Below are 20,031 nucleotides of genomic sequence, written 5' to 3'. Positions count from 1 at the left end.
GAGCCTTACCGTCGGTGATGCGCGGTTCGCCCGGGGCCGCGCTCCGACGGGAGCCAGTCGCATGGCCGAGTTCGTGGGACGCCGCGCCGAGCTGCGGGAGCTGCTCGGCGCCGCCTGTCGTGCCGGGCTCGTCGTGCACGGCGCCGGGGGCATCGGCAAGAGCCGTCTGGTCGCCGAGCTGCTGCGCCGGCTCGAGCCGGACCAGCCCGGCGGCCGGACCGTCCGGGTGCCCGGCTCGGCCACCGTGGACGACGTGATGATCGCTCTCGGTGAGCCCCGCCCGATCACGGAGCCGGTCACCCTGGTGGTCGACGACTTCGCGACCGTGCCGCGGCCCGGCGGGGGCGGGCGGGCCGAGCCGGTCGATCCGGCGCTGGCCGGGTTCCTGGCCGGGTGGGTCCGCGAGCCCGGGCCGCGCCGCCTGGTGGTCACCAGCCGCTATCCGTTCGCGCTGCCCGGCAACGCCCACCGCCGTCTCGCCGAGCTGCACCTCGGCCCGCTCACGTCCGGCGACGGCCGGCGGCTGGCGAGCCTGCTGCCGGGTCTCGCCGCGCTGCCGCCCGGTCAGCAGGATCGGGCCTGGGCCTTCTGCGGCGGCCACCCGCGGGCGTTGGAGGACCTCGACACGCTGCTGCGCCAGGGCGGCGCCGACTTCGCCGACGTGGCCGGGCGGATCGAGGACGTGCTCGCCGCGAACGGCATCGGCGACCCGTTGCGCTGGGCCGGCTTCGACGACCCCACGGCCGGCCGCGCGCTGGCCGGGGCGATCGCCACGATCGTGGACGAGGTGCTGGTGCACGACCTGCTCGAGGTGCGCCACCACGCGGCCCGGGCCGGGGATCTCGCCGGCCGGCTGGGCGACGACGAGGAGGCGGCCGCCCACCACCGCCGGGCGCTGGCCGTCGACGAGCGGCTCGGCCGCCGGGCCGGGCCGGCCGGGCGGCACCGGCTGGGCCTGCTGCCCGGCGACGACGACCCGGCCGAGGCGGAGCGGCACCTGCGGCAGGCGCTGGCCGTCGACGCCGAGTCGGGCAACCGCGCCGGGATGGCCTCGGGGCTGCACCGGCTCGGCCTGGTCTGCACGCTGACCGGGCGGTTGCCGGCGGCGGTTGCGCTGCACTGCCGGGCGTTCGCGACCGAGCTCGCTCTGGGCTCGCCGGACGCGCCGATCGAGCTGGCCGACCTGAGCCGGCTGCGGGCCGAGCTCGGCGACGAGGCGTTCCGCCGCGCGGCGACCGAGGTGCTGCCGGAGGCGTCGATGAACGGGCTCATCCGGATGCTCGACGACTTCGTCACCGCCGCGGACCACCGCTACAACTGAGGCGCCAGCACCTCGTCGACGGCGGCCAGCAGCTGGTTCTTGCTGAACGGCTTCTCGACCAGCGTGACGCCGGGCGCGAGCGTGCCTTGCGAGGCGAGCACCGGGCGGGCGTAGCCGGACATGAACAGCACCTTGGCGCCGGGGCGCAGCTCGGCGAAGCGGTCGGCCAGGTCGCGGCCGAGCATGTGCGGCATCACCACGTCGGTGAGCAGCAGGTCGATCCGATCCTCGTACGCCTGGGCGAGCTCGAGCGCGGACGGGCCGTCCGGGGCGATCAGCACCCGGTGGCCCGCGCCGAGCAGGATGCGGTGCAGCACCCCGCGCAGCGCCGGCTCGTCCTCGACGGCGAGGATCGTGCCCGTCCGGGCCGTGCTCGGGCGGGTGGGCTGCTCGGCCGGCGCGGCGGCCGGGGCGGCGTCGGTGGCAGGCAGCAGGATCGTGAAGGTGGTGCCCATGCCCTGCTCGGAGTAGATGTGCAGGTCGCCGCCGGCCGCGGTGACGATGCCGTACACCGTGGCCAGCCCGAGCCCGGTGCCCTGCCCGGCCGGCTTGGTCGTGTAGAACGGCTCGAACGCCCGCTCGATCACTTCCGGCGGCATCCCGGTGCCGGTGTCGCTGACCCGCAGCCGAACGTACCGGCCCGGGCGCAGGTGCGGGCGGCCCGAGGCGTAGTCGGCGTCCACGTCGAGGGCGTCGGTCTCGATGGTCAGCTCGCCGCCGCGCGGCATCGCGTCGCGGGCGTTCACCGCGAGGTTGACCAGCACCTGGTCGAGCTGGCCCGGGTCGGCGGTCACCGACGGCAGGCCCTCGCCGAGGCGGACGGCCAGCGTGATGTGCTCGCCGATCGAGCGGCGCAGCATCTGCTCGACGTCGGCGACCACCTCGCCCAGGTTCAGCGGCCGCGGGCGCACCACCTCGCGCCGGGCGAACGCGAGCAATTGGTGGGTCAGGTCGGCGCCGCGCTGGGCCGCCTTGGAGATCTGTGCGGCGTCACCGGCGATCTCGTCGAGCCCGGCGTCGGCCGCGGACTCGGCGATGAAGGTCGCGTAGTTGGCGATCACCGCGATGAGGTTGTTGAAGTCGTGCGCCACCCCGCCGGCGAGCTGGCCCAGGCCCTCGAGCCGCTGGGCGCGCTGCAGCTGCGCCTCGGTGCGCGCCCGGTCGGCCTCGGCCTGCAGATGCCGTACGCGGTCCTGCGCGCGCACCCGTTCGCTGATGTCGCGGATCACCGCGCAGCGCAGCCGCCCCTCCTCGGTGGGCAGCGGGCTCACCGACACCTCGACCGGCACGGTGCTGCCGTCGCTGCGGCGTGCGGTCGCGGGCTCCGCGCCGGTGGCGGACGACTCGCCGAGCGGCGGCACGACCAGCTCGTCGATCCGGCGGCCGTCCAGCCCGCCCGGGCTCTGCCCGAACAGCTGCTCGGCCTGGGTGTTGGCCAGCGCGATCCGCCCGTCCTCGCCCACCCCGACGAACGCGTCCGGCGCCGCCTCCAGCAGCGCCTGCAGGCTCGACTCGAGCCGCTCGCGGGGGCCGACCGCCCGGGCGATCACGGTGTAACCCAGCAGCTCGTCGTCCGCGCGCAGCGGCGACATGGCGAGCGTGACGAGGACCCACCGGCCGTCGCGGTGCCGCCGGTGGGTGCGGAAGCGCTCCAGCCGGGCGCCGGCCTCGAGCAGCGTGAGCATCTCGCGCTGGTCGCCGCGCCGCTCGGGCGGGACGAGCAGGTCGGCGCTGCGCCCGATGATCTCGTCCGCCGCCCAGCCGAGCAGCCGCTGCGCAGCGGGGTTCCACGAGGTCACGGTGAAGTCGAGGCCGACGGTCCAGATCGCGTCGTGGGCCGAGCGGACGACGGCGTCGAGCAGCTCCGCCGGTCCGGCGTGCCGCGTCGACCCGTACGTTCCTCCCATATCCGGACCAGCTTATCGATTCCGGTAGGTCGGCCGGACCGCTTTGCCTACCCTGAGCCGCATGAGCCCGCGGGAGCAACCATGAGCGTGCTCGGGGAGCAGGAAGCGGTCCTCCCCGAGGTCGATCCGCAGCGTCCGAGCGTGGCGCGCATCTACAACCACCTGCTCGGCGGCCCGCACAACTTCGCCGTCGACCGGCACGCCGCGGCCGCCGCCCGCGCGGCGATGCCCGAGCTGCCGGAGATCCTGCGCTTCAACCGGCAGTTCCTGGCCGAGGCCGTACGGCTGGCCGCCGAGGCAGGCATCGAGCAGTACCTCGACCTCGGCTGCGGCATCCCGTCCGACGGCGACGGGTACGACGTGGCGCGCCGCCTGCGCCCCCGCAGCCGGATCGTCGGCGTCGACCTCGAACCGGTCGCGTTCGTGCACGGGCGGCGGCGGGTCGCCGGTGACCCGAACGCCGACGTGCTGCACGCCGACGTGCTGGACGCCGCCGGGGTGCTCGCCTCCCCGCCGGTACGGGATCTGATCGACCCGGCCCGTCCGGTGTGCCTGCTGCTGGTGTCGGTCGCCCACTTCATCCCCGACACCGCCCGGCTGAGCGCCGCCCTCGACGCGTACCGGACCGCCGTCGCGCCGGGCAGCCTGCTCGCGATCACGCACGCCTGCCGCAAGGAGTCCTCGCCGAGGGTCGAGCAGGTGCGCCGCGTCTACAGCAACACCACCGCGCCGATGGTGACCCGTGACGCCGGGGAGACGGCCGCGCTGTTCGGCGACTGGCCGCTGCTCCCGCCCGGCGTGGCGGCGATGGGGCAGTGGTGCCCGGCGCCCGGTCGCAGCAGCGCGAGCGGCATCGCCGCGAACGCGTCGCTCGCCGGGGTGGCTCGCAGGACATAACGCCAAATCGGCACATCGGCGCACGTGCTGGGCCCATGCTTAGGGGAAGTGTCCCCGACCAGCGGAGCGAAGATGCCCGTAGTACTCATCGCCGAGGACGACGAAGACATCGCCCTGGTCCTGACCCGGCTGCTCAAGCGGGCGGGGTACACGGTCCTGCACGCGCCCGACGGGGTGCGCGCGCTCGAGCTGGCGCGCGACGACCGGCCCGACGTGGTGCTGACCGACCTGGGCATGCCGCGCATGGACGGCCTCGAGCTGACCCGCGCGATCCGCGAGCACCCCGACCTGCGGGACACGCCCGTGGTCATGCTCAGCGGCCACCTGCACCCCGGCGACAGCGCGCCGATCGCCGCGGGCGTCTGCGTCGTGCTGCTCAAGCCCTGCCCCAACGACAAGCTCCGCGAGGTCGTCAACGATCTGGCCGAGCTCGGCGCCCACGGGCACTTCGGGGCCGACAGTCCCTGCCCGGCGCGCTGGCCGGTATCCGCCTAGTTGGCCTGAGGCACGCGGCGGAACAGGTATAAAGAGCGCAAGTCCGCGTCCGCGGGCGGGCCGCGCGGGGGATCGGGCAACCCAATGGTCGTCGTCGACGAGGCCGTTCTGGCCGATCCGGACCGCCTCGGCGCGGTCCGCACGGCCAAGCGCGCGCTCCCGGCCCTCCCGCTGCCACCCGACGCCCTCGCCAGGCTCGCCGCCCGCCTGCTGCAGGCCCGCGACGCCCAGCTCACGATCGTCGACCGCGACGGCGTGCTGCTCGCCGGCGGGCAGGGGCCGCCGCACGCCGACATCGCCCGCTGGACCGTCTCGGCCGGCCATCCCGTGCAGCACGACGAACAGCCGTCGTTCCTCTCCGTCCCCGTGCTCGACGGCGCGTACCCGGTGGGTGCGCTCGCCGTGCTGGACTCCGCCGCCCGCCACTGGACCGGCGAGCACGCCCGCATCCTCGCCGAGATCGCCGCGCTGGCCCTGCCGTCCGGCGGCCAGTCGTTCCTCGCCGCGCTCGTCGACAGCCTGCCGATCGGCGTGATCGCGTGCGGCGCCGACGGCGAGGTCGCGCTGGTCAACCGGCCGGTCCGCGAGCTGATCGGCCTGCCCGCCGACGAGGCGGCGCGGGACTATCCGCAACGGGCGTCCGGGGCGCTGTTCGACGCCGAGGGCCGCCCGGTCGCCTGGTCGGACACCCCGCTGCAGCGGGCGTCGCGCGGCGAGCGGGTCGACACCGACCTGGTGGTGCGGGTCGCCGGCCGCCGGGAGCGGATCATCGCGTCGACCGCGCAGCCGATCGTGGACGACGAGGGCCGCCGCCTGGGCGCCGTCGTGGTCGCCCGCGAGGTCACCGCGCTGCGCCGGGCCGAGCGCTTCCGGGAGTGCCACCTGGCCGTCGAGGAGGCGCTGCGCTCGGCCGGCTCCACCGCCGCCGCGGCGCCCGGGGTGCTGGCCGCGGTCGGCGCCGCGCTGGGCTGGCCCGCCGCGGAGCTGTGGCTGGCCGACGAGGACACCGGCGAGCTGGAGCTGGGCGGCCGGTGGTGCAAGCCCGGCAGCGGCCTGACCGACGTGCTCGGCTACGCGCCGATCAAGGGCTCCGGCATCACCGGGCGGGTCTGGGCGACCGGCAAGCCGCTGTGGGTGCCCGACATCGCCGACTCGGCGACGCTGCGCGACCCGCTGGAACGCAGCCGCGCCGCGATGTGCCTGCGGGCCGGGCTGCGGACGGTGCTGGCCGTGCCGGTGCGCGACGCCGGCACCGTGCTGGGCGTGCTGACCTGTTACGGCACCCGGCCCGAGCCGCACGAGGACCTGCTCACGCTGCTGCTCGACGGGGTCGCCGCGCAGATCGGCGTCTACCTGGCGCTGCGCCGCGCCGAGGCCCTGGCCCGCCAGCTCACGCGCGCCAAGGACGACTTCATCGCGCTGGTCAGCCACGAGATGCGCACGCCGCTCACCTCGATCGTGGCGAGCGCGTCGATGCTCGGCGACGAGACCGGCGGGCTCGACGAGGAGAGCCGGGCGATGATCGAGGCGGTGCACCGCAACGCCACCAGCCTGCGCGCGGTGGTGGAGACCCTGCTCGACCTGGCCGGGCTCGACTCCGGCCACGTCGCGCTGCGCGCCGAGCTGGTGGACCTGGCGCAGATCGTCACCGCCGCCCTGGCCGCGGCCCGCCCCCTCGCCGTGGCCAACGGGGTGCGCCTGCTGCACGACCGCGACGAGCCGTTGCCGCTGCGCGGCGACGGGCGGCGGCTGCGCCAGGTGGTCGACGACCTGCTCGCCAACGCCATCAAGTACAGCCCGCGCGGCGGCGACGTGCGGGTGGTGCTGGTCGAGCGCGCGGGCATGGCCGAGCTGACCGTGGCCGACCACGGCATCGGCACGCCCGCCGAGGAGCGCGACCGCGTCTTCGACCGCTTCTACCGCGCCAGCAACGTGCGCCACCAGGGCATCGCCGGCAAGGGGCTCGGGCTGAGCCTGGCCCGGACGATCGTCAACCTGCACGGGGGCACCATCCGCCTCAGCGGTCACCCGCCGCACGGCACGACGGTGCTCATCCGGTTGCCGCTCGGTGCGGCCGCGCAAAACGCTTAGCCGCCGTCGCCGGGCGTCCGATCAACCGGACACAGGGACGACACTTTGAAGGTTTCGCGGGGGATGAGAATGACCGTACGGCCGACCGTGCTGCTGGTGGACGACGAGAGCGCCATCCTCGAGACCCTCTCGCTGCAGCTGCGGCGCGACCACAAGGTGCTCGTCGCCGGCAGCGGCGCCGAGGCGCTGCGGCTGCTCGCCGAGTCCGGCCCGGTCGCGGCCGTGATCAGCGACCTGCGCATGCCCGAGATGGACGGCGTCGAGCTGCTGCGCCGGGTCCAGCTCGAATATCCGGACACCACCCGGGTGCTGCACACCGCGCAGAGCGACCTGAGCGCGGCGATCTCGGCGATCAACGACGGCGGCGTCTACCGCTACCTGGCCAAGCCGGTCTCCACCGACGAGCTGCGCGGCACCGTGCACGAGGCGGTGGAGCTGCACGGCCGCGCGACCGCCGACCGGCAGCTGCTCGACAAGACGCTCAAGGCGAGCCTGCAGGCGCTGTTCGGCTGTCTCGAGCTGGCCAGCCCGCTCGCGTTCGCCCGGGCCGGCCGCATCCGTACGCTGGTGTCCGAGCTCTGCCACGAGATGCAGCTCGACGCGCTCTGGGAGATCGAGGTCGCCGCCATGGCCTCGCAGCTCGGCGCGGTCACGCTGCCGCCCAGCGTGCTCGCCAAGCTCGACAAGGGCCTGCCCTGCACCGACGACGAGCAGGCCATGGTCGACGCCCTGCCCGGCGTCGCCGTGCAGCTGCTGCGGACCATCCCGAACCTCGAGGACGTGGTCGAGATCGTCCGCGGCCTGGGACTCAACCCGCCGCCGCACCCGAGCCCGCTGGTCGAGGCCGCCGTCGACGTGGTGCGCACCGCGATGGACTTCGAGACGCTGGAGAGCCGCGGCCTCGAGGTGGAGAGCGCGATCACCGTGCTCGAGTGCCGCGACCACAGCGCCCTGGCGGTGCTCGCCGCGCTGCGCCGGGTCAAGGGCTGCGTGCAGGTCAAGGAGCGGGTCCGCGGCCTGCGGGTCGTCGACCTGGAGGTCGGCATGCGCGTCGCCGAGGACATCGTGGCCACCAACGGGCTGGTGCTCATCGGCCGCGGCATGGTCGTCACCGAGCTGCTGCTCGACCGGCTGAACAACTTCGCCCGCATGATCGAGATCATCGAGCCGGTGCTGGCCGTGCCGGGCGCCCGGCGGTTCTAGCCGGCCGCGAGCCGTTCCAGCACCGGGAAGACCAGTGCCTGCTCGGCGGCGACCCGGCCGAGCGTCACGTCGGGGTCGGGCACGCCGCCGTCGCGGGCGGCGTGCTCGATCTCCGCGAACACCGCTGCCAGTCCGTCCGCGCCGATGTTGGACGCCGACCCCTTCAGCGCGTGGGCGTGCTCGCGCAGCGCCGCCGGGTCCCCGCCGCGCAGCAGCTCGGCGAGCCGGTCGATGCCGCCCGGGGCCTTGTCGAGGTACGAGCGCAGGAGCCGGCCCAGCAACGCCTGCTCGGCCGGGCCGGGTTCGTCGCCGGCGATGTCGGCGAGGCGCTTGCGGATCTCGTTCTCCCGGCTACGCTCCATGCGCTCCATCCTGCGTCTCCGCCTCGCCGGCGGGGGCGCGATTCGGTCTGATCCGTCGCATAACCGAGTGGAGAATCCGATGTGCCGTGGCCTGGGTCTCGGTGAATAGTCCTACGACGCCGCCTCGCGCTGCCGAATTTGTCAGGGTGGCCCACGACGACAAAGCACCGACGCGGTACGTCCTGGCAGCCTCCGCCGTCGTCCTGCTGGGTGCGCTCTGGTTCCTGACCCGACCCGGGCCGGTCGCCGTCGCGTACCTGTTCATGCCGGTCGGCGGCGTGGCCGGGACGCTGTCGGTCGTCGCGCTGCTGCGCGGGGTCGCGCTCGCCCCGGTGGCCCGCCGGTTCTGGCGGCTCGTGCTGGCGGGCCTGACCGGGCTCACGGCCGGCTACGCCTGGCTCGCGGTCGTCGCGTTCGGCGCCACCGACAAGCTGCCCGACATCCCGCTGCCCGCCGCCTTGCCGGCCGGCCTCGGCCTGCTCGTCACGATGTGGGCGGTGATGCGGGTGCCGCTGGGCGTCACCGGCGTCCAGGAGCGCCGCAAGCAGCTGGTCGACCGGCTGATCGCCTTCGTGGGCGGCGGCTCGGTCATGTGGGCCTTCGGGCTGGCGCCGATGCTGACCTCCGCCGCCGCCTGGAGCACCGGCGCGCTGGTGCTGGCGGGGCTCTGCTTCGCGCTGGGCCTGGGCGCGATCGTCAAGGTCTCGTACATCTCCGGCGGTCCGGTCGACCGGGTGGCGCTGCGCCTGATCGCGGGCGCGGGCGTGGTCGCCGCCGCGGTGTCGATCCTCGGGGTCTACGGCGACGACGGCGTGCTGCTCGCGCAGGCGTTCGCCATGCCTTCGGCGTTCGTGTTCGCCTCCGCCGCGGCCCGGCGGCAGTGGAAGCCGATCGGCGCCCCGCCGCGGCGCGCCAACGTCTGGCTGCCGTACCTGTCCGTGCTCGCCATCGACGCCTCGATGCTCAACGTGCTGCGCGGCGACCTGTCGTGGCCCGACCGCGTGGTCATCGTCGGCGTCGTGGTGCTGACCCTGCTGATCGCCCTGCGCCAGCTCGTGTCCATGCGCGAGAACCGCCGGCTCGCGGGCGAGAAGCGCACGACCGAGGACCGGCTGCGCCACGAGGTCACCCACGACGGCCTCACCGGGCTGGCCAACCGCGGCCTGTTCCGCGAGCGGCTCGCCGCGGCGCTCGCGGCCGGCGAGGCGACCGTGCTGCTGGTCGACCTCGACGACTTCAAGACGGTCAACGACTCGCTCGGCCACGAGGTCGGCGACGAGCTGCTGATCGCGGTCGCCGACGCGCTGCGCGTGGCCGCGGCGCCGCACGGGCTGCCCGCCCGGCTCGGCGGCGACGAGTTCGCGCTGCTGCTGACCGGCGAGGCCTGCGACGGTGAGGCGATGGCCGACCGGCTGCTCGCCGCGCTCGCCGAGCCGCTGGGCGCGCACCGGCTGCTCACCCACGCCAGCGTCGGCATCGCCACCGCGACGCCCGGCACCGGGCTCGACGACCTGCTGCGGCAGGCCGACGTGGCCATGTACGCCGCCAAGCAGCGGGGCAAGGCCAACCGGGTGCGCTACCACGACGGCATGGAGCAGCCCGTGCTCGCCCACGCCCGCCTCGGCGGCGAGCTGCGCCGCGCCCTGGACGCGGGCGAGTTCGTGGTGTACTACCAACCGGTCTGCCTGCTCGACGGCGGCGCCATCGTCGGCGTCGAGGCGCTGGTGCGCTGGCAGCACCCGACCCGCGGCCTGGTGCCGCCCGGCGAGTTCATCCCGGCCGCCGAGGCCACCGGGCTGATCGTGCCGCTCGGCCGGTTCGTGCTGCGCGAGGCGTGCCGGCAGGGCGCGGAGTGGCTGCGCCGGTTCGGGCCCGACGTGCTGCAGAAGGTCGGCCCCAACGTGTCCGCGCGGCAGCTGCACGACCCGGACTTCGCCGACGACGTGCGCGCCGCGCTGGCCGAGACCGGGCTGCCCGCCGACCGGCTCGTGCTCGAGCTCACCGAGTCTGCGGTGCTGCGCGGCAAGCAGGTCTCGTGCACCCTGCACGAGCTGCACGCGATGGGCGTACGGCTGGCGCTCGACGACTTCGGCACCGGCGAGTCCTCGCTGAGCCTGCTGCGGGCGTTCCCGGCCTCGATCATCAAGCTCGACAAGTCGTTCGTGGACGGCATCGAGCTCGACGAGCCCGGCACGCCGGCGGCGCAGGCCCGGCAGGCGGTCGCGCACGCGGTCGTCCAGCTCGCCGGCGCGCTCGGCCTCGACACCGTCGCCGAGGGCATCGAGTGCCAGGAACAGGCCGACCGGCTGCGCCGTCTCGGCTACACGCTGGGCCAGGGCTACCACCTGGCACGGCCGATGCCGGCCGAGCAGATGACCGAGCTGCTGGCCCGCCGCCTGCACCCGGTGGCGGCATAGGGTTTGCCGATGGAGACAGCGGACGACGGCACGCTCACCGCACGGTCCCTTCAGGACCGGCTCGACGAGCTGCACTTCGCCGAGCTCAGCAGCGACGAGGCGACCGCGCGGATCATCGACGCGGTCGCCGGCTGGGGCGAGAGCCGGGGCTGGCGGGTGTACCGCCGGGCGCCGAGCGTCTTCTCGCTGCCGCCGCCGCTGCGCGGGCACTCGGTGCTCGACGTCGCCTGCGCCCGCCCCGGCGGGCAGCCGGTGGCCGTCGAGGTCGACCGGCTCGACCGGCCCCGCACGGTCGACAAGCTGCTCGCCGAGGCGGCCGCAGGGCGCATCGCGATCCACGTGCGCTGGGGCGCCGGGCCCTTCACCCCGCCGCCGCTGCCGGTGCACCTGGTGACCCGGCCCGCCGTGCGGCGCTCCGGCGCCTGGCACACCGTCGCCGACCGGCCGCCGCCGCCGCACTCGGCCGCGCCGATCGAGCCCGCGGCGCCGCAGGAACTGCCGTGGGGCAACGAATGAGGAGGACACCGTGAACGAGTCGCCGCAGCGGCGCGCGTGGCGGGTGACCGAGCCGATCCACGCCATGATCTATTTCGTGCCCGAGGCGCCCGCCCGCTACGGCGAGCTGGGCGTCGGCCCGCTGGACGGCTACTTCGCCTCGCGCGGCGCCGCGTTCGGCGAGTGCGGGCCCGGCCTGGTGTCCGCCACGTTCTACAACTTCAACCCCGAGCTGGTCGCCCGCGCGCTGCCCGCGGTCTGGGACAGCACCACGCCGGCCGCGATGATCGAGGCGCGGCTGTCCGCCGCGGACGAGGCGCTGACCCGCGGGCTCGGCGCCGAGGTGCTGGCGTCGGCCGAGGTGGCCGAGGCGGCCGGGCTGGCCCGCCGGGCGGCCGAGGCGGCGACCGCGTGGCCGCAGGGCCGTCCGCTGTTCGCCGCGCACGCCGAGCTGCCCTGGCCGGACGAGCCGCACCTGGTGCTGTGGCACGCGCAGACGCTGCTGCGGGAGTTCCGCGGCGACGGGCACGTGGCGGCCCTGCTGGAGGCCGGTGTCGGCGGGATCGAGGCGCTGTTGCTGCACGTCGCCTCGGGCGAGGCCGACGAGCGGTTCCTGCGGGTCAGCCGGGGCTGGCGGCGCGAGGCCTGGAGCGCGGCCGCCGAGCGGTTGCGGGCCCGCGGGCTGCTCGACGGCGACGGCGGGCTGACCGACCGGGGCCGGCAGGTGCGCGCCGGGGTGGAGGCGGCCACCGACCGGCTCGCCGCGCCGGCGTACGACGCGATAGGCGAGCAGGCCTGCGTACGGCTGGCCGAGCTCACCCGCCCGCTGAGCCGCACGCTCGTCAAGGCGGGCATGCTCAATCCGCTCTCGACGTTGGGAGGACGCTCGTGAACCCGGGCGGGACACAGACGCCGCGGCGCACCGGACACCCGGCGTCGTGGTGGGCGCAGTTCCTGAACGCCAGCGACCGCTTCGACGTGGCGTCGGTGACCGAGGGCCTCAGCGACGCCATCATCCCCAAGATCTCCTCGCGGCTGCTGCGGCGCGAGGCCGAGCTGGCCGCCGACGCGGTGGTGCGGCACCTGAGCAAGCCCGCGAGCGTCGAGGCGAGCGAACGGGCCGGCAAGGCGGTCGACCGGCTCGAGGCGACGGTGGAACGGCTCGACGAGCGCGCCACCGCCGAGCCCGGGCTCGACGAGGCGTACGCCCTCTGCCATGCCCTGCGCGGCCGCTACGCCGAAGCGGCGTCCGAGGCGGAACGGTTCGTGGGCACGATGCCGCTGCTCAAGGTGTTCGTCGAGTGCCTGCGGCTGGAGCGTTTCGACATGGCGCTCGCCATGCGGCTGGTCAACGCCGGGCAGAACCCCGAGACGGCCGTACGGTCGGGGCTGGCGATCGGCCGGTACGGGTGGTGGCCGTCCTGGCTGCTGTCGGTCGTCACCGAGCGCGCGCTCGCCGGCACCCTCGACCAGGCGACGATCACCGCGCTCGACCAGTGCGCGTACGCGGAGCTCACCCCCACCCAGGCCCGGGTCGCCCGGCGGCTGCTCGGCGGCGACGAGGAGCTCGTCGAGGCGACCGCGCAGCGGCTGGAGAGCCTGGGCGCGTACGCGGCGGCGGGCAAGCTGCGCGACGGCGACCTCACGGCGGTGGCGCTCGCCGCGCGGATGGTTCCCCTGTGACGCCGGGGAACCGTCCGCGTCAGCGGTCAGGCGCCGCCCTCGGCGAGGGTCACCTGAGCCGGCTGGAACGACGTGCCGTTGACGTCCACCCCGGCGGCCTTGGCCGCCGTGATCGCCTGGTTGATGTAGTCGTTGGTGTAGGCCAGCCCCTCCGGCGCCTTGGTGAGCACCGTGTCGCCGGTCTGGTTCTTGGTGGTCATCGAGATGTCGACGGTCTGCTTCCAGGCCGCCTCGTCGATGACCCCGATGCCGCCCGGCGCCGGCCAGATCAGCTTGTTGACCTCGTTGGTCTGCCACAGCTGGTGGCTCTTGCCCAGCTTGGAGCCCTTGGCCACCACCAGGTCGCGGCACTTCTCGGCGTTGTCACGGCAGAACGCCCAGCCCTTGATCGTGCCGGTGAGGAACTTGACGGTCTGCTGCTGGTACGCCGGGTCGTTCAGCTTCTCGGTGTTGGCCCACACCGCGTCCTGCAGCATCGACGAGCCCTCGGTCTTCCAGTCGATGATCGAGAAGTCGTCGGCGGTGTACAGCTTGCCGGTGGCCGGGTTCTTGGCCTCGAGCAGCTGGGCGTACTCGTTGTAGCTCATCGCCTGGGCGGCGTCGATCTCCTTCTTGAGCAGCGCCTGCATGTCGAACTGCTGCTGCACGAGCGTCACGTCCTTGCCGGGGTCGAGCCCGGCCTTGGTCATGCCCGCGAACAGCTCGAACTCGTTGCCGAAGCCCCAGTTGCCGACCTTCTTGCCCTTGAGGTCGGCGGCCTTGGTGATGCCGCTGTCCTTCCACGCCACCTGGTACGTGCCGGAGCGGCCGAAGATCTGCCCGACGTCGGTGATGCCCGCGCCCTGTTCGCGCGAGGCGAGGGCCTTGGGCACCCAGGCGACCGCGTAGTCGGCCTTGCCCTGCGCGAGCACGGTTTGCGGCACGATGTCGACGCCGCCCTCGAGCAGCTGAACGTCGAGACCCTGCTCCTTGTAGAAGCCCTGGTCGACCGCGGCGATGTAGCCGGCGAACTGGGCCTGATAGAACCACTGGAGCTGCAGCTTGATCGGGGTGAGCGCGCCGCCGCTGCCGCCGGGCGCCGGAGCGGCCGAGTCCTGGTCGGCGGTGCCGCAGCCGGCCATGATCAGCGCGGACGCGGCGGCTACAGCTGTGAGTATTTGGATTCGTCGCATGGATACCTCCGTCTGTTGCAGGGGCTTCTGAGCGCTCGGCGGGGCGTGGGCCGGTTGTCCACAGGCCGTGGCTGTCCACAGGGCTCGCGCAAGATCGAGCGATTCGCGGGAGGATCGCTCTGTGGGATGGGGGCCCCCTGGGAGGGCGGGCTCCCAGGGTGGGGGTCAGTGTGCGGGCGTCGGCGGGGGCGGGAGGTCAGGCGATCAGCCGGGTGCGCCACGGCATGGCGAGGCGTTCCAGCAGCAGCGTGGTGAGGTAGAAGGCGAGTCCGAGCAGGCAGGCGCCGACCACGAAGGCCCAGGCACGGGGATAGGCGGTGAACGCGGCTGCGGACGTGATCCGCGAGCCGAGCCCGGTCTGCAGCCCGCCGAAGTACTCGGCGACGACCGCGGCGATCACGGCCAGCGACGACGCCTGCCGCAGGCCGGTGAAGACGTGGGGGAGCGCACCGGGCAGCCGCACCTTGACCGCGAAGGTCCAGCCGCTCGCCGCGTACGTGTGCATGAGCTCCTGGTGGATCGGGTTCACCTCGCGCAGGCCGCGCAGCGTGTTGAGGAAGACCGGGAAGAACACGATGATCCCGGCCACCAGCCGCCGCGGGAGGCTGCTCGTGGACTCGAACATGTTGTTGAGGATCGGCGCGAGGGCGATGATCGGCAGCGCGTTGAGCACCGCGGCGAACGGGATGGACACCTCGGCGAGCGGCCGGAACCGGCTCGACGCCATCGCCGCGAGCACGCCGGCGACCGCGCCGCCGACCAGGCCGATCAGCGCGTTGGCGCCGCTGGCCAGCGCGGCCTCCCAGATGTTGCTCCGCTGCACGACCAGCTCGTCCCAGATCGCCGAGGGCGCGGGCAGGATGAACGGCGCGATCCGGCCCGCCGTGACCACGACCTGCCACAGCGCGATCGCCACGACGCCGACGACGAGCGGCGGCAGCACGCTGCGGGCCCACCTCATCGGGTCTCCGCCTTCGAGCCGGCGGAGGCGGGGGCGGCGGACGGGCCGGCCGGGGAGCCGCGGAGGGCTCGCCGCACCGACGTGACGCTCTCGAAGTAGCGGTCGGACTGGCGGGCCGCCTCGTCGCGGGTGGGCAGCTCGACCGGGATCGACGCGGTGATCCGGCCGGGGCGCGCCGACATCACCACCACCCGGTCGGAGAGGAACACCGCCTCCGAGATCGAGTGGGTGACGAAGACGGTGCTGGTGCCGGTCTTGGCGCAGATGCCGAGCAGCTCGGACTGCAGCCGCTCGCGGGTCATCTCGTCGAGCGCGCCGAACGGCTCGTCCATGAGCAGCAGCGGCGGCTGCACGGCCAGCGCCCGGGCGATCGCCACCCGCTGCTGCATGCCGCCGGACAGCTGGGCCGGGTAGTGCCCGGCGAACTCCTCCAGCCCGACCAGCGCCAGCATCTCCGAAGCCTTGGCCCTGCGCTCGTCCCGCGGCAGGCCGCGCAGCTCCAGCGGCAGCTCCACGTTCTTGAGCACGGTCCGCCACTCGAAGAGCCCGGCCTGCTGGAAGGCGATGCCGTACGCCTGCTGTTTGCGCGCGGAGCCGGCGTCCTTGCCCGCGACCGTCACCGTGCCGGTGGTCGGCGGGATCAGGTCGGCGATCAGCCGCAGCAGCGTGCTCTTGCCGCAGCCGGACGGCCCGATCAGCGACACGAACTCGCCGTCGCCCACCGTGAGGTCCACGTCGGACAGCGCGACGACCTCGTCCGTACGCCCCTGGTTGAAGACTTTGGTGACCGCGTCGACCACGACGGCGCTCATAGGGTGACCACCTCCACGTGCCGGCGGTGCCGCATCAGCGGCAGCTCGAGCAGGCTGACGAGACCCGCGACGACCAGACCGAGCACGGCGGCGCCCAGCATCGCGGTGTAGACCTTCGCGGGGTCCGAGGTGGCCTCGCGGGAGTACTCGATGATCAGACGGCCGATGCCACCGCGGGTGCCGGTGGAGATCTCGCCGACCACCGCGCCGACGACCGCCGCGGCCCCGGCCAGGCGCAGCGCCGGGAACAGGTACGGCAGCGAGGCGGGGAAGCGCAGCTTGACCAGCGTGCGCCACCAGCCGGCGGCGTAGCTGCGCATCAGCTCGACGCCCGCGGCCGCCGGCGACTGCAGCCCGCGCAGCATGCCGACCGCGACCGGGAAGAACGCCAGGTACGCGGCGATCAGCGAGACGGTCATCCAGTCCGGCCACAGCACGTTCCACCCGGCGACCAGCGGCGCCAGCGCGACCAGCGGCACCGTCTGGGAGAGGATGACGTACGGCAGCAGGCCGCGCTCCACGATGCGGAACCGCTGCATCGCCACCGCGAGCAGCAGCCCGACCAGCGCGCCGATGACGAACCCGGCCGCCGTGATGCCGAGCGTGACCAGGCACGCGTTCAGCACGACCAGCCAGATCGGCCGGCCGCCCGTGAGCTCCGGGCGGCCGAGCCGCTCCAGCACCGTCCACAGGTGCGGCATCGACAGGTCGTCGGCGCGCGGCAGGACCCGGACGCCGAACAGCACCGTCCCGTCGGGGCTGCCGACGAGCTTGTAGCCCTCCCAGAGCACTGCGACGATCGCGAGCCCGAGGACGGCGTACGCGGCTCTCCTCACGACATCGCCGGGATGATGTGATCGCCGTACGCGCGCAGGGTCTGCTCCTTGGCGTCGTGCTGCAGATAGACCGCGAACTGGTCGACGCCCAGCGCCCGCAGCTCCTCGAGCCGCTTGAGGTGGTTGTCGACCGGGCCCAGGATGCAGAACCGGTCGACCACGTCGTCGGGCACGAACGTGGTGTGCGAGTTGCCCGCCCGTCCGTGCTCGGCGTAGTCGTAGCCCTGCCGGCCCTTGATGTAGTCGGTCAGCACCTGCGGCACCGCGCCGTCGCCGCCGTAGCGCGCGACGATGTCGGCCACGTGGTTGCCGACCATGCCGCCGAACCAGCGCGTCTGCTCCCGCTGATGCGCCAGGTCGTCGCCGACGTACGCCGGGGCCGCCACGCAGAACTTGATGGCCATCGGGTCGCGCCCGGCCCGCTCGGCCGCGCCGCGCACCGCGCCGATCATCCACGCGGCGATGTCCGGGTCGGCGAGCTGCAGGATGTAGCCGTCGCCCACCTCGCCGGTCAGCGCCAGCGCCTTGGGCCCGTAGGCGGCGACCCACACCTCGAGCCGGCTGTCCGGCGCCCACGCGAGCTGCTGCTCGGTGCCGCGCAGGGTCACCTTCTCGCCGTTGGCCAGCCCGCGGATGACGCCGATCGACTCGCGCAGCTGCGCCAGGCTCTGCGGCTGCGCGCCGAGCACCCGCAGCGCCGAGTCGCCCCGGCCGATGCCGCAGATCGTCCGGTTGCCGTACATCTCGTTGAGCGTGGCGAACAGCGAGGCCAGCACCGTCCAGTCGCGGGTGCCCGGGTTGGTGACCATCGGGCCGACGACCACCCGCTCGGTCTCGTCGAGGATCTTCGAGTAGATGACGAACGGCTCCTGCCAGAGCACGTGCGAGTCGAAGGTCCAGACGTGGCTGAACCCGGCCGCCTCCGCCTGCTTGGCGAGCTCGACCACCGCCCGCGCGGGCGGGTTGTTCTGCAGCACCACACCGATGTCCATCTGCCTCCTTCCCTCTAGACCAGGTAGTCGGTGAGCCCGCGCCGGACGTACTTGCCGCGGCCGGCGTGACCGGTGTACTCGCCGCCGGAGGCGATGACCTCGCCGCGGGACAGGACCGTGTCGACCCGGCCGTCGATCTCCCAGCCCTCCCAGGCCGAGTAGTCCATGTTCATGTGGTGGGTCTCGACGCTGATCCGGGTGCGCCCGTCCGGGTCGTAGAGCACGATGTCGGCGTCCGAGCCCGGCGCGATGACGCCCTTGCGCGGATACATGCCGAACATCCGGGCCGGGGTGGTCGCGATCGTCTCGACCCAGCGCGCCAGCGACAGCTTGCCGTCGACCACGCCCTGGTAGAGCAGGTCGACGCGGTGCTCGACGCTGCCGATGCCGTTCGGGATCTTCGAGAAGTCGCCGAGGCCCATCTCCTTCTGGTCCTTCATGCAGAAGGGACAGTGGTCGGTCGAGACCACGGAGAGGTCGTTGGTGCGCAGGCCCTGCCACAGGTCGGCGCGGTGGCTCTCGTGCTTGCTGCGCAGCGGCGTGGAGCAGACCCACTTGGCGCCCTCGAAGCCGGGCGCGCCCAGCTGGTCCTCGAGCGTCAGGTAGAGGTACTGCGGGCAGGTCTCGGCGAATACGTTGCGGCCCAGGTCGCGGGCCGCCTTCACCTGCTCGAGCGCTTTGGACGCGGACAGGTGCACGATGTAGAGCGGGCAGTCGGCCGCCACGCTCGCCAGCCAGATGGCCCGGCTGGTCGCCTCGGCCTCGAGCTCCTGCGGCCGGGTGATGCCGTGGAAGATCGGATCCGTCTCGCCGCGCTCGAGCGCCTGCTTGACCAGCACGTCGATGGCCGGCCCGTTCTCGGCGTGCATCATGATCAGCGCGCCGTTGTCGCGCGCCTTCTGCATGGCCCGCAAGATCTGCCCGTCGTCGGAGTAGAAGACGCCGGGGTACGCCATGAACAGCTTGAAGCTCGTGATGCCCTCGTTCGCGACGAGCTGGTCCATCGCCTTGAGCGAGTCGTCGTCGACCCCACCGAGGATCATGTGGAAGCCGTAGTCGATGTGGCACTGCTCGGCGGTCTTGGCGTGCCACGCGGCCAGACCGTCCTGCACCACCTCGCCGTATCGCTGGATGGCGAAGTCGATGATCGTGGTGGTGCCGCCGATCGCCGCGGCCCGCGTGCCGGTGTCGAAGGTGTCGCTGGCCTCGGTGCCGCCGAACGGCATCTGCATGTGGGTGTGCGCGTCGATCGCGCCCGGGATGACGTACTTGCCGGTCGCGTCGATGACCTCGGGCCCCTCGGGACCGCGGCCCGGCGCGAAGATCGCGGCGATCGTCTCGCCGTCGACCAGCACGTCGGCCGCGTAGGGTCCGGTGGGGCCGACCACGGTCCCGCCCTTGATCAGGATGCTCACGGCTGCACCATCCGGGTGTAGCTCTCCGGCCGGCGGTCGCGGTAGAACTGCCAGCGCTCGCGGACCGTCTTGATCAGGCCGAGGTCGAGGTCGCGGACGATCAGCTCGGGCTCGTGGGTGTCGCCCACCTCGCCGACGAACTTGCCCTCGGGGTCGACGAAGTAGGACTGGCCGTAGAAGTCGTTGTCGCCCAGCGGCTCGCTGCCGACCCGGTTGATCGCGCCGATGAAGTACTCGTTGGCGACCGCGCTGGCCGGCTGCTCGAGCTGCCACAGGTAGCCGGACAGGCCACGGCTGGTCGCCGAGGGGTTGAAGACGATCTGCGCGCCGCCCAGGCCCAGCTCGCGCCAGCCCTCCGGGAAGTGCCGGTCGTAGCAGATGTAGACGCCGACCTTGCCGACCGCGGTGTCGAAGACCGGGTAGCCCAGGTTGCCGGGCCGGAAGTAGAACTTCTCCCAGAAGCCGTTGACCTGCGGGATGTGGTGCTTGCGGTACTTGCCGAGGTACGAGCCGTCGGCGTCGACCACGGCCGCGGTGTTGTAGAGGACGCCCTCCTGCTCCTTCTCGTACATGGGCAGGACCATCACCATGCCGAGCTCGGCGGCCAGGGCCTGGAAGCGCTCGGTCGTCGGGCCGGGGATCGACTCGGCGTACTCGTAGTAGGCCGCGTCCTGGACCTGACAAAAGTAAGGGCCGTAGAAGAGTTCCTGGAAGCAGATCACCTTCGCGCCCTGCGCGGCGGCGTCCCGGGCGTAGTCCTCGTGCGCCTTGATCATCGATTCCTTGTCGCCCGTCCACGTTGTCTGGACGAGGGCTGCACGGACGATGTCGCTCATGACTGCCCCTCTCACCTTGATCTTCATGCTGCTCAGGCGCGGTTTTGTGGAGCGCCTGTGATCGTCTGTCTACTCCCCGTAGTACGTGCTGCGCTAGGGCTTGCTTGTCGGCCTCGGATGCCGTAGGACACTAACG

At 73.3% G+C, this 20,031-nt stretch carries 18 protein-coding genes; 9 read left to right on the top strand and 9 right to left on the bottom strand.

Annotated elements, in window-relative coordinates; translation table 11 throughout:
- Positions 1–61 precede the first annotated feature (61 nt).
- Entirely contained in the window at positions 62–1,321 is a 1,260-nt protein-coding gene (locus ACSNN8_RS23375) for an AAA family ATPase (protein ID WP_436651460.1), read from the top strand.
- Here the strand turns inward: ACSNN8_RS23375 and ACSNN8_RS23370 are convergent.
- A complete protein-coding gene (locus tag ACSNN8_RS23370) occupies positions 1,312–3,228 on the bottom strand; it encodes a PAS domain-containing hybrid sensor histidine kinase/response regulator (protein ID WP_436651458.1) in 1,917 nt (638 codons plus the stop codon). The two genes, ACSNN8_RS23375 and ACSNN8_RS23370, sit on opposite strands and share 10 nt — an antisense overlap.
- 81 nt (positions 3,229–3,309) lie before the next feature.
- Here ACSNN8_RS23370 and ACSNN8_RS23365 point away from each other — a divergent pair, with 81 nt between their 5' ends.
- From ACSNN8_RS23365 to ACSNN8_RS23350, 4 genes are all read left to right on the top strand, one after another.
- Entirely contained in the window at positions 3,310–4,125 is an 816-nt protein-coding gene (locus tag ACSNN8_RS23365) for an SAM-dependent methyltransferase (protein ID WP_436651457.1), read from the top strand.
- A 72-nt stretch (positions 4,126–4,197) separates the two neighbouring features.
- Positions 4,198–4,620, top strand: a complete 423-nt coding sequence (locus ACSNN8_RS23360; protein ID WP_436651455.1) for a response regulator — start codon at positions 4,198–4,200, stop codon at positions 4,618–4,620.
- Between the two features lie 84 nt (positions 4,621–4,704).
- Positions 4,705–6,711 carry an ATP-binding protein gene (locus ACSNN8_RS23355; protein ID WP_436651454.1) on the top strand — a complete coding sequence of 669 codons (2,007 nt, stop codon included), beginning with the start codon at positions 4,705–4,707 and terminating at the stop codon, positions 6,709–6,711.
- A 69-nt stretch (positions 6,712–6,780) separates the two neighbouring features.
- Positions 6,781–7,914, top strand: a complete 1,134-nt coding sequence (locus ACSNN8_RS23350; RefSeq protein WP_436651452.1) for a response regulator — start codon at positions 6,781–6,783, stop codon at positions 7,912–7,914.
- Here ACSNN8_RS23350 and ACSNN8_RS23345 read toward each other — a convergent pair.
- Positions 7,911–8,276 carry an Hpt domain-containing protein gene (locus tag ACSNN8_RS23345; RefSeq protein WP_436651450.1) on the bottom strand — a complete coding sequence of 122 codons (366 nt, stop codon included), beginning with the start codon at positions 8,274–8,276 and terminating at the stop codon, positions 7,911–7,913. The genes ACSNN8_RS23350 and ACSNN8_RS23345 overlap by 4 nt on opposite strands.
- A 146-nt stretch (positions 8,277–8,422) precedes the next feature.
- Here ACSNN8_RS23345 and ACSNN8_RS23340 point away from each other — a divergent pair, with 146 nt between their 5' ends.
- From ACSNN8_RS23340 to ACSNN8_RS23325, 4 genes are read left to right on the top strand one after another with little or no spacing between them, the layout of a single operon-like run.
- The gene (locus tag ACSNN8_RS23340) at positions 8,423–10,693 is read left to right on the top strand and encodes a putative bifunctional diguanylate cyclase/phosphodiesterase (protein ID WP_436651448.1); all 2,271 of its coding nucleotides are present in this window, start codon (positions 8,423–8,425) and stop codon (positions 10,691–10,693) included.
- Between the two features lie 9 nt (positions 10,694–10,702).
- On the top strand, positions 10,703–11,209 hold the full coding sequence (locus ACSNN8_RS23335; protein WP_436651447.1) for a hypothetical protein: 507 nt from the start codon (positions 10,703–10,705) through the stop codon (positions 11,207–11,209).
- A 10-nt stretch (positions 11,210–11,219) separates the two neighbouring features.
- Positions 11,220–12,080: an SCO6745 family protein gene (locus ACSNN8_RS23330; protein WP_436651445.1), complete on the top strand. Its 861-nt coding sequence runs from the start codon at positions 11,220–11,222 to the stop codon at positions 12,078–12,080.
- The gene (locus ACSNN8_RS23325) at positions 12,077–12,871 is read left to right on the top strand and encodes a hypothetical protein (RefSeq protein WP_436651444.1); all 795 of its coding nucleotides are present in this window, start codon (positions 12,077–12,079) and stop codon (positions 12,869–12,871) included. The genes ACSNN8_RS23330 and ACSNN8_RS23325 overlap by 4 nt, the downstream gene beginning before the upstream one ends.
- 26 nt (positions 12,872–12,897) lie before the next feature.
- Here the strand turns inward: ACSNN8_RS23325 and ACSNN8_RS23320 are convergent, their stop codons facing one another.
- The 7 genes from ACSNN8_RS23320 to ACSNN8_RS23290 form a co-directional block, all read right to left on the bottom strand.
- Positions 12,898–14,043 (bottom strand): ABC transporter substrate-binding protein, encoded by a 1,146-nt coding sequence (locus tag ACSNN8_RS23320; RefSeq protein WP_436651442.1) that lies wholly within the window; start codon positions 14,041–14,043, stop codon positions 12,898–12,900.
- Between the two features lie 196 nt (positions 14,044–14,239).
- Positions 14,240–15,004: an ABC transporter permease gene (locus ACSNN8_RS23315; protein ID WP_436651441.1), complete on the bottom strand. Its 765-nt coding sequence runs from the start codon at positions 15,002–15,004 to the stop codon at positions 14,240–14,242.
- Positions 15,001–15,816, bottom strand: coding sequence for an ABC transporter ATP-binding protein (locus ACSNN8_RS23310; protein WP_436651440.1), 816 nt, complete (start codon positions 15,814–15,816; stop codon positions 15,001–15,003). The genes ACSNN8_RS23315 and ACSNN8_RS23310 overlap by 4 nt, the downstream gene beginning before the upstream one ends.
- Complete coding sequence (locus tag ACSNN8_RS23305; protein WP_436651438.1) at positions 15,813–16,652, bottom strand: ABC transporter permease; 840 nt, start codon at positions 16,650–16,652, stop codon at positions 15,813–15,815. Before ACSNN8_RS23305 ends, ACSNN8_RS23310 begins: the two co-directional genes overlap by 4 nt.
- Positions 16,649–17,644, bottom strand: coding sequence for a TIGR03842 family LLM class F420-dependent oxidoreductase (locus ACSNN8_RS23300; RefSeq protein WP_436651436.1), 996 nt, complete (start codon positions 17,642–17,644; stop codon positions 16,649–16,651). Before ACSNN8_RS23300 ends, ACSNN8_RS23305 begins: the two co-directional genes overlap by 4 nt.
- Before the next feature lie 14 nt (positions 17,645–17,658).
- Positions 17,659–19,059 (bottom strand): dihydropyrimidinase, encoded by a 1,401-nt coding sequence (hydA, locus tag ACSNN8_RS23295; protein WP_436651435.1) that lies wholly within the window; start codon positions 19,057–19,059, stop codon positions 17,659–17,661.
- Positions 19,056–19,895: a nitrilase-related carbon-nitrogen hydrolase gene (locus tag ACSNN8_RS23290; protein ID WP_436651434.1), complete on the bottom strand. Its 840-nt coding sequence runs from the start codon at positions 19,893–19,895 to the stop codon at positions 19,056–19,058. Before ACSNN8_RS23290 ends, hydA begins: the two co-directional genes overlap by 4 nt.
- Positions 19,896–20,031 lie beyond the last annotated feature (136 nt).

It is taken from the genome of Actinoplanes sp. URMC 104 (assembly GCF_051386375.1).
Lineage (GTDB): Bacteria > Actinomycetota > Actinomycetes > Mycobacteriales > Micromonosporaceae > Actinoplanes.
Note: the sequence above shows the minus strand (reverse complement) of the source record. Positions and strands in the feature narration are given on the sequence as shown.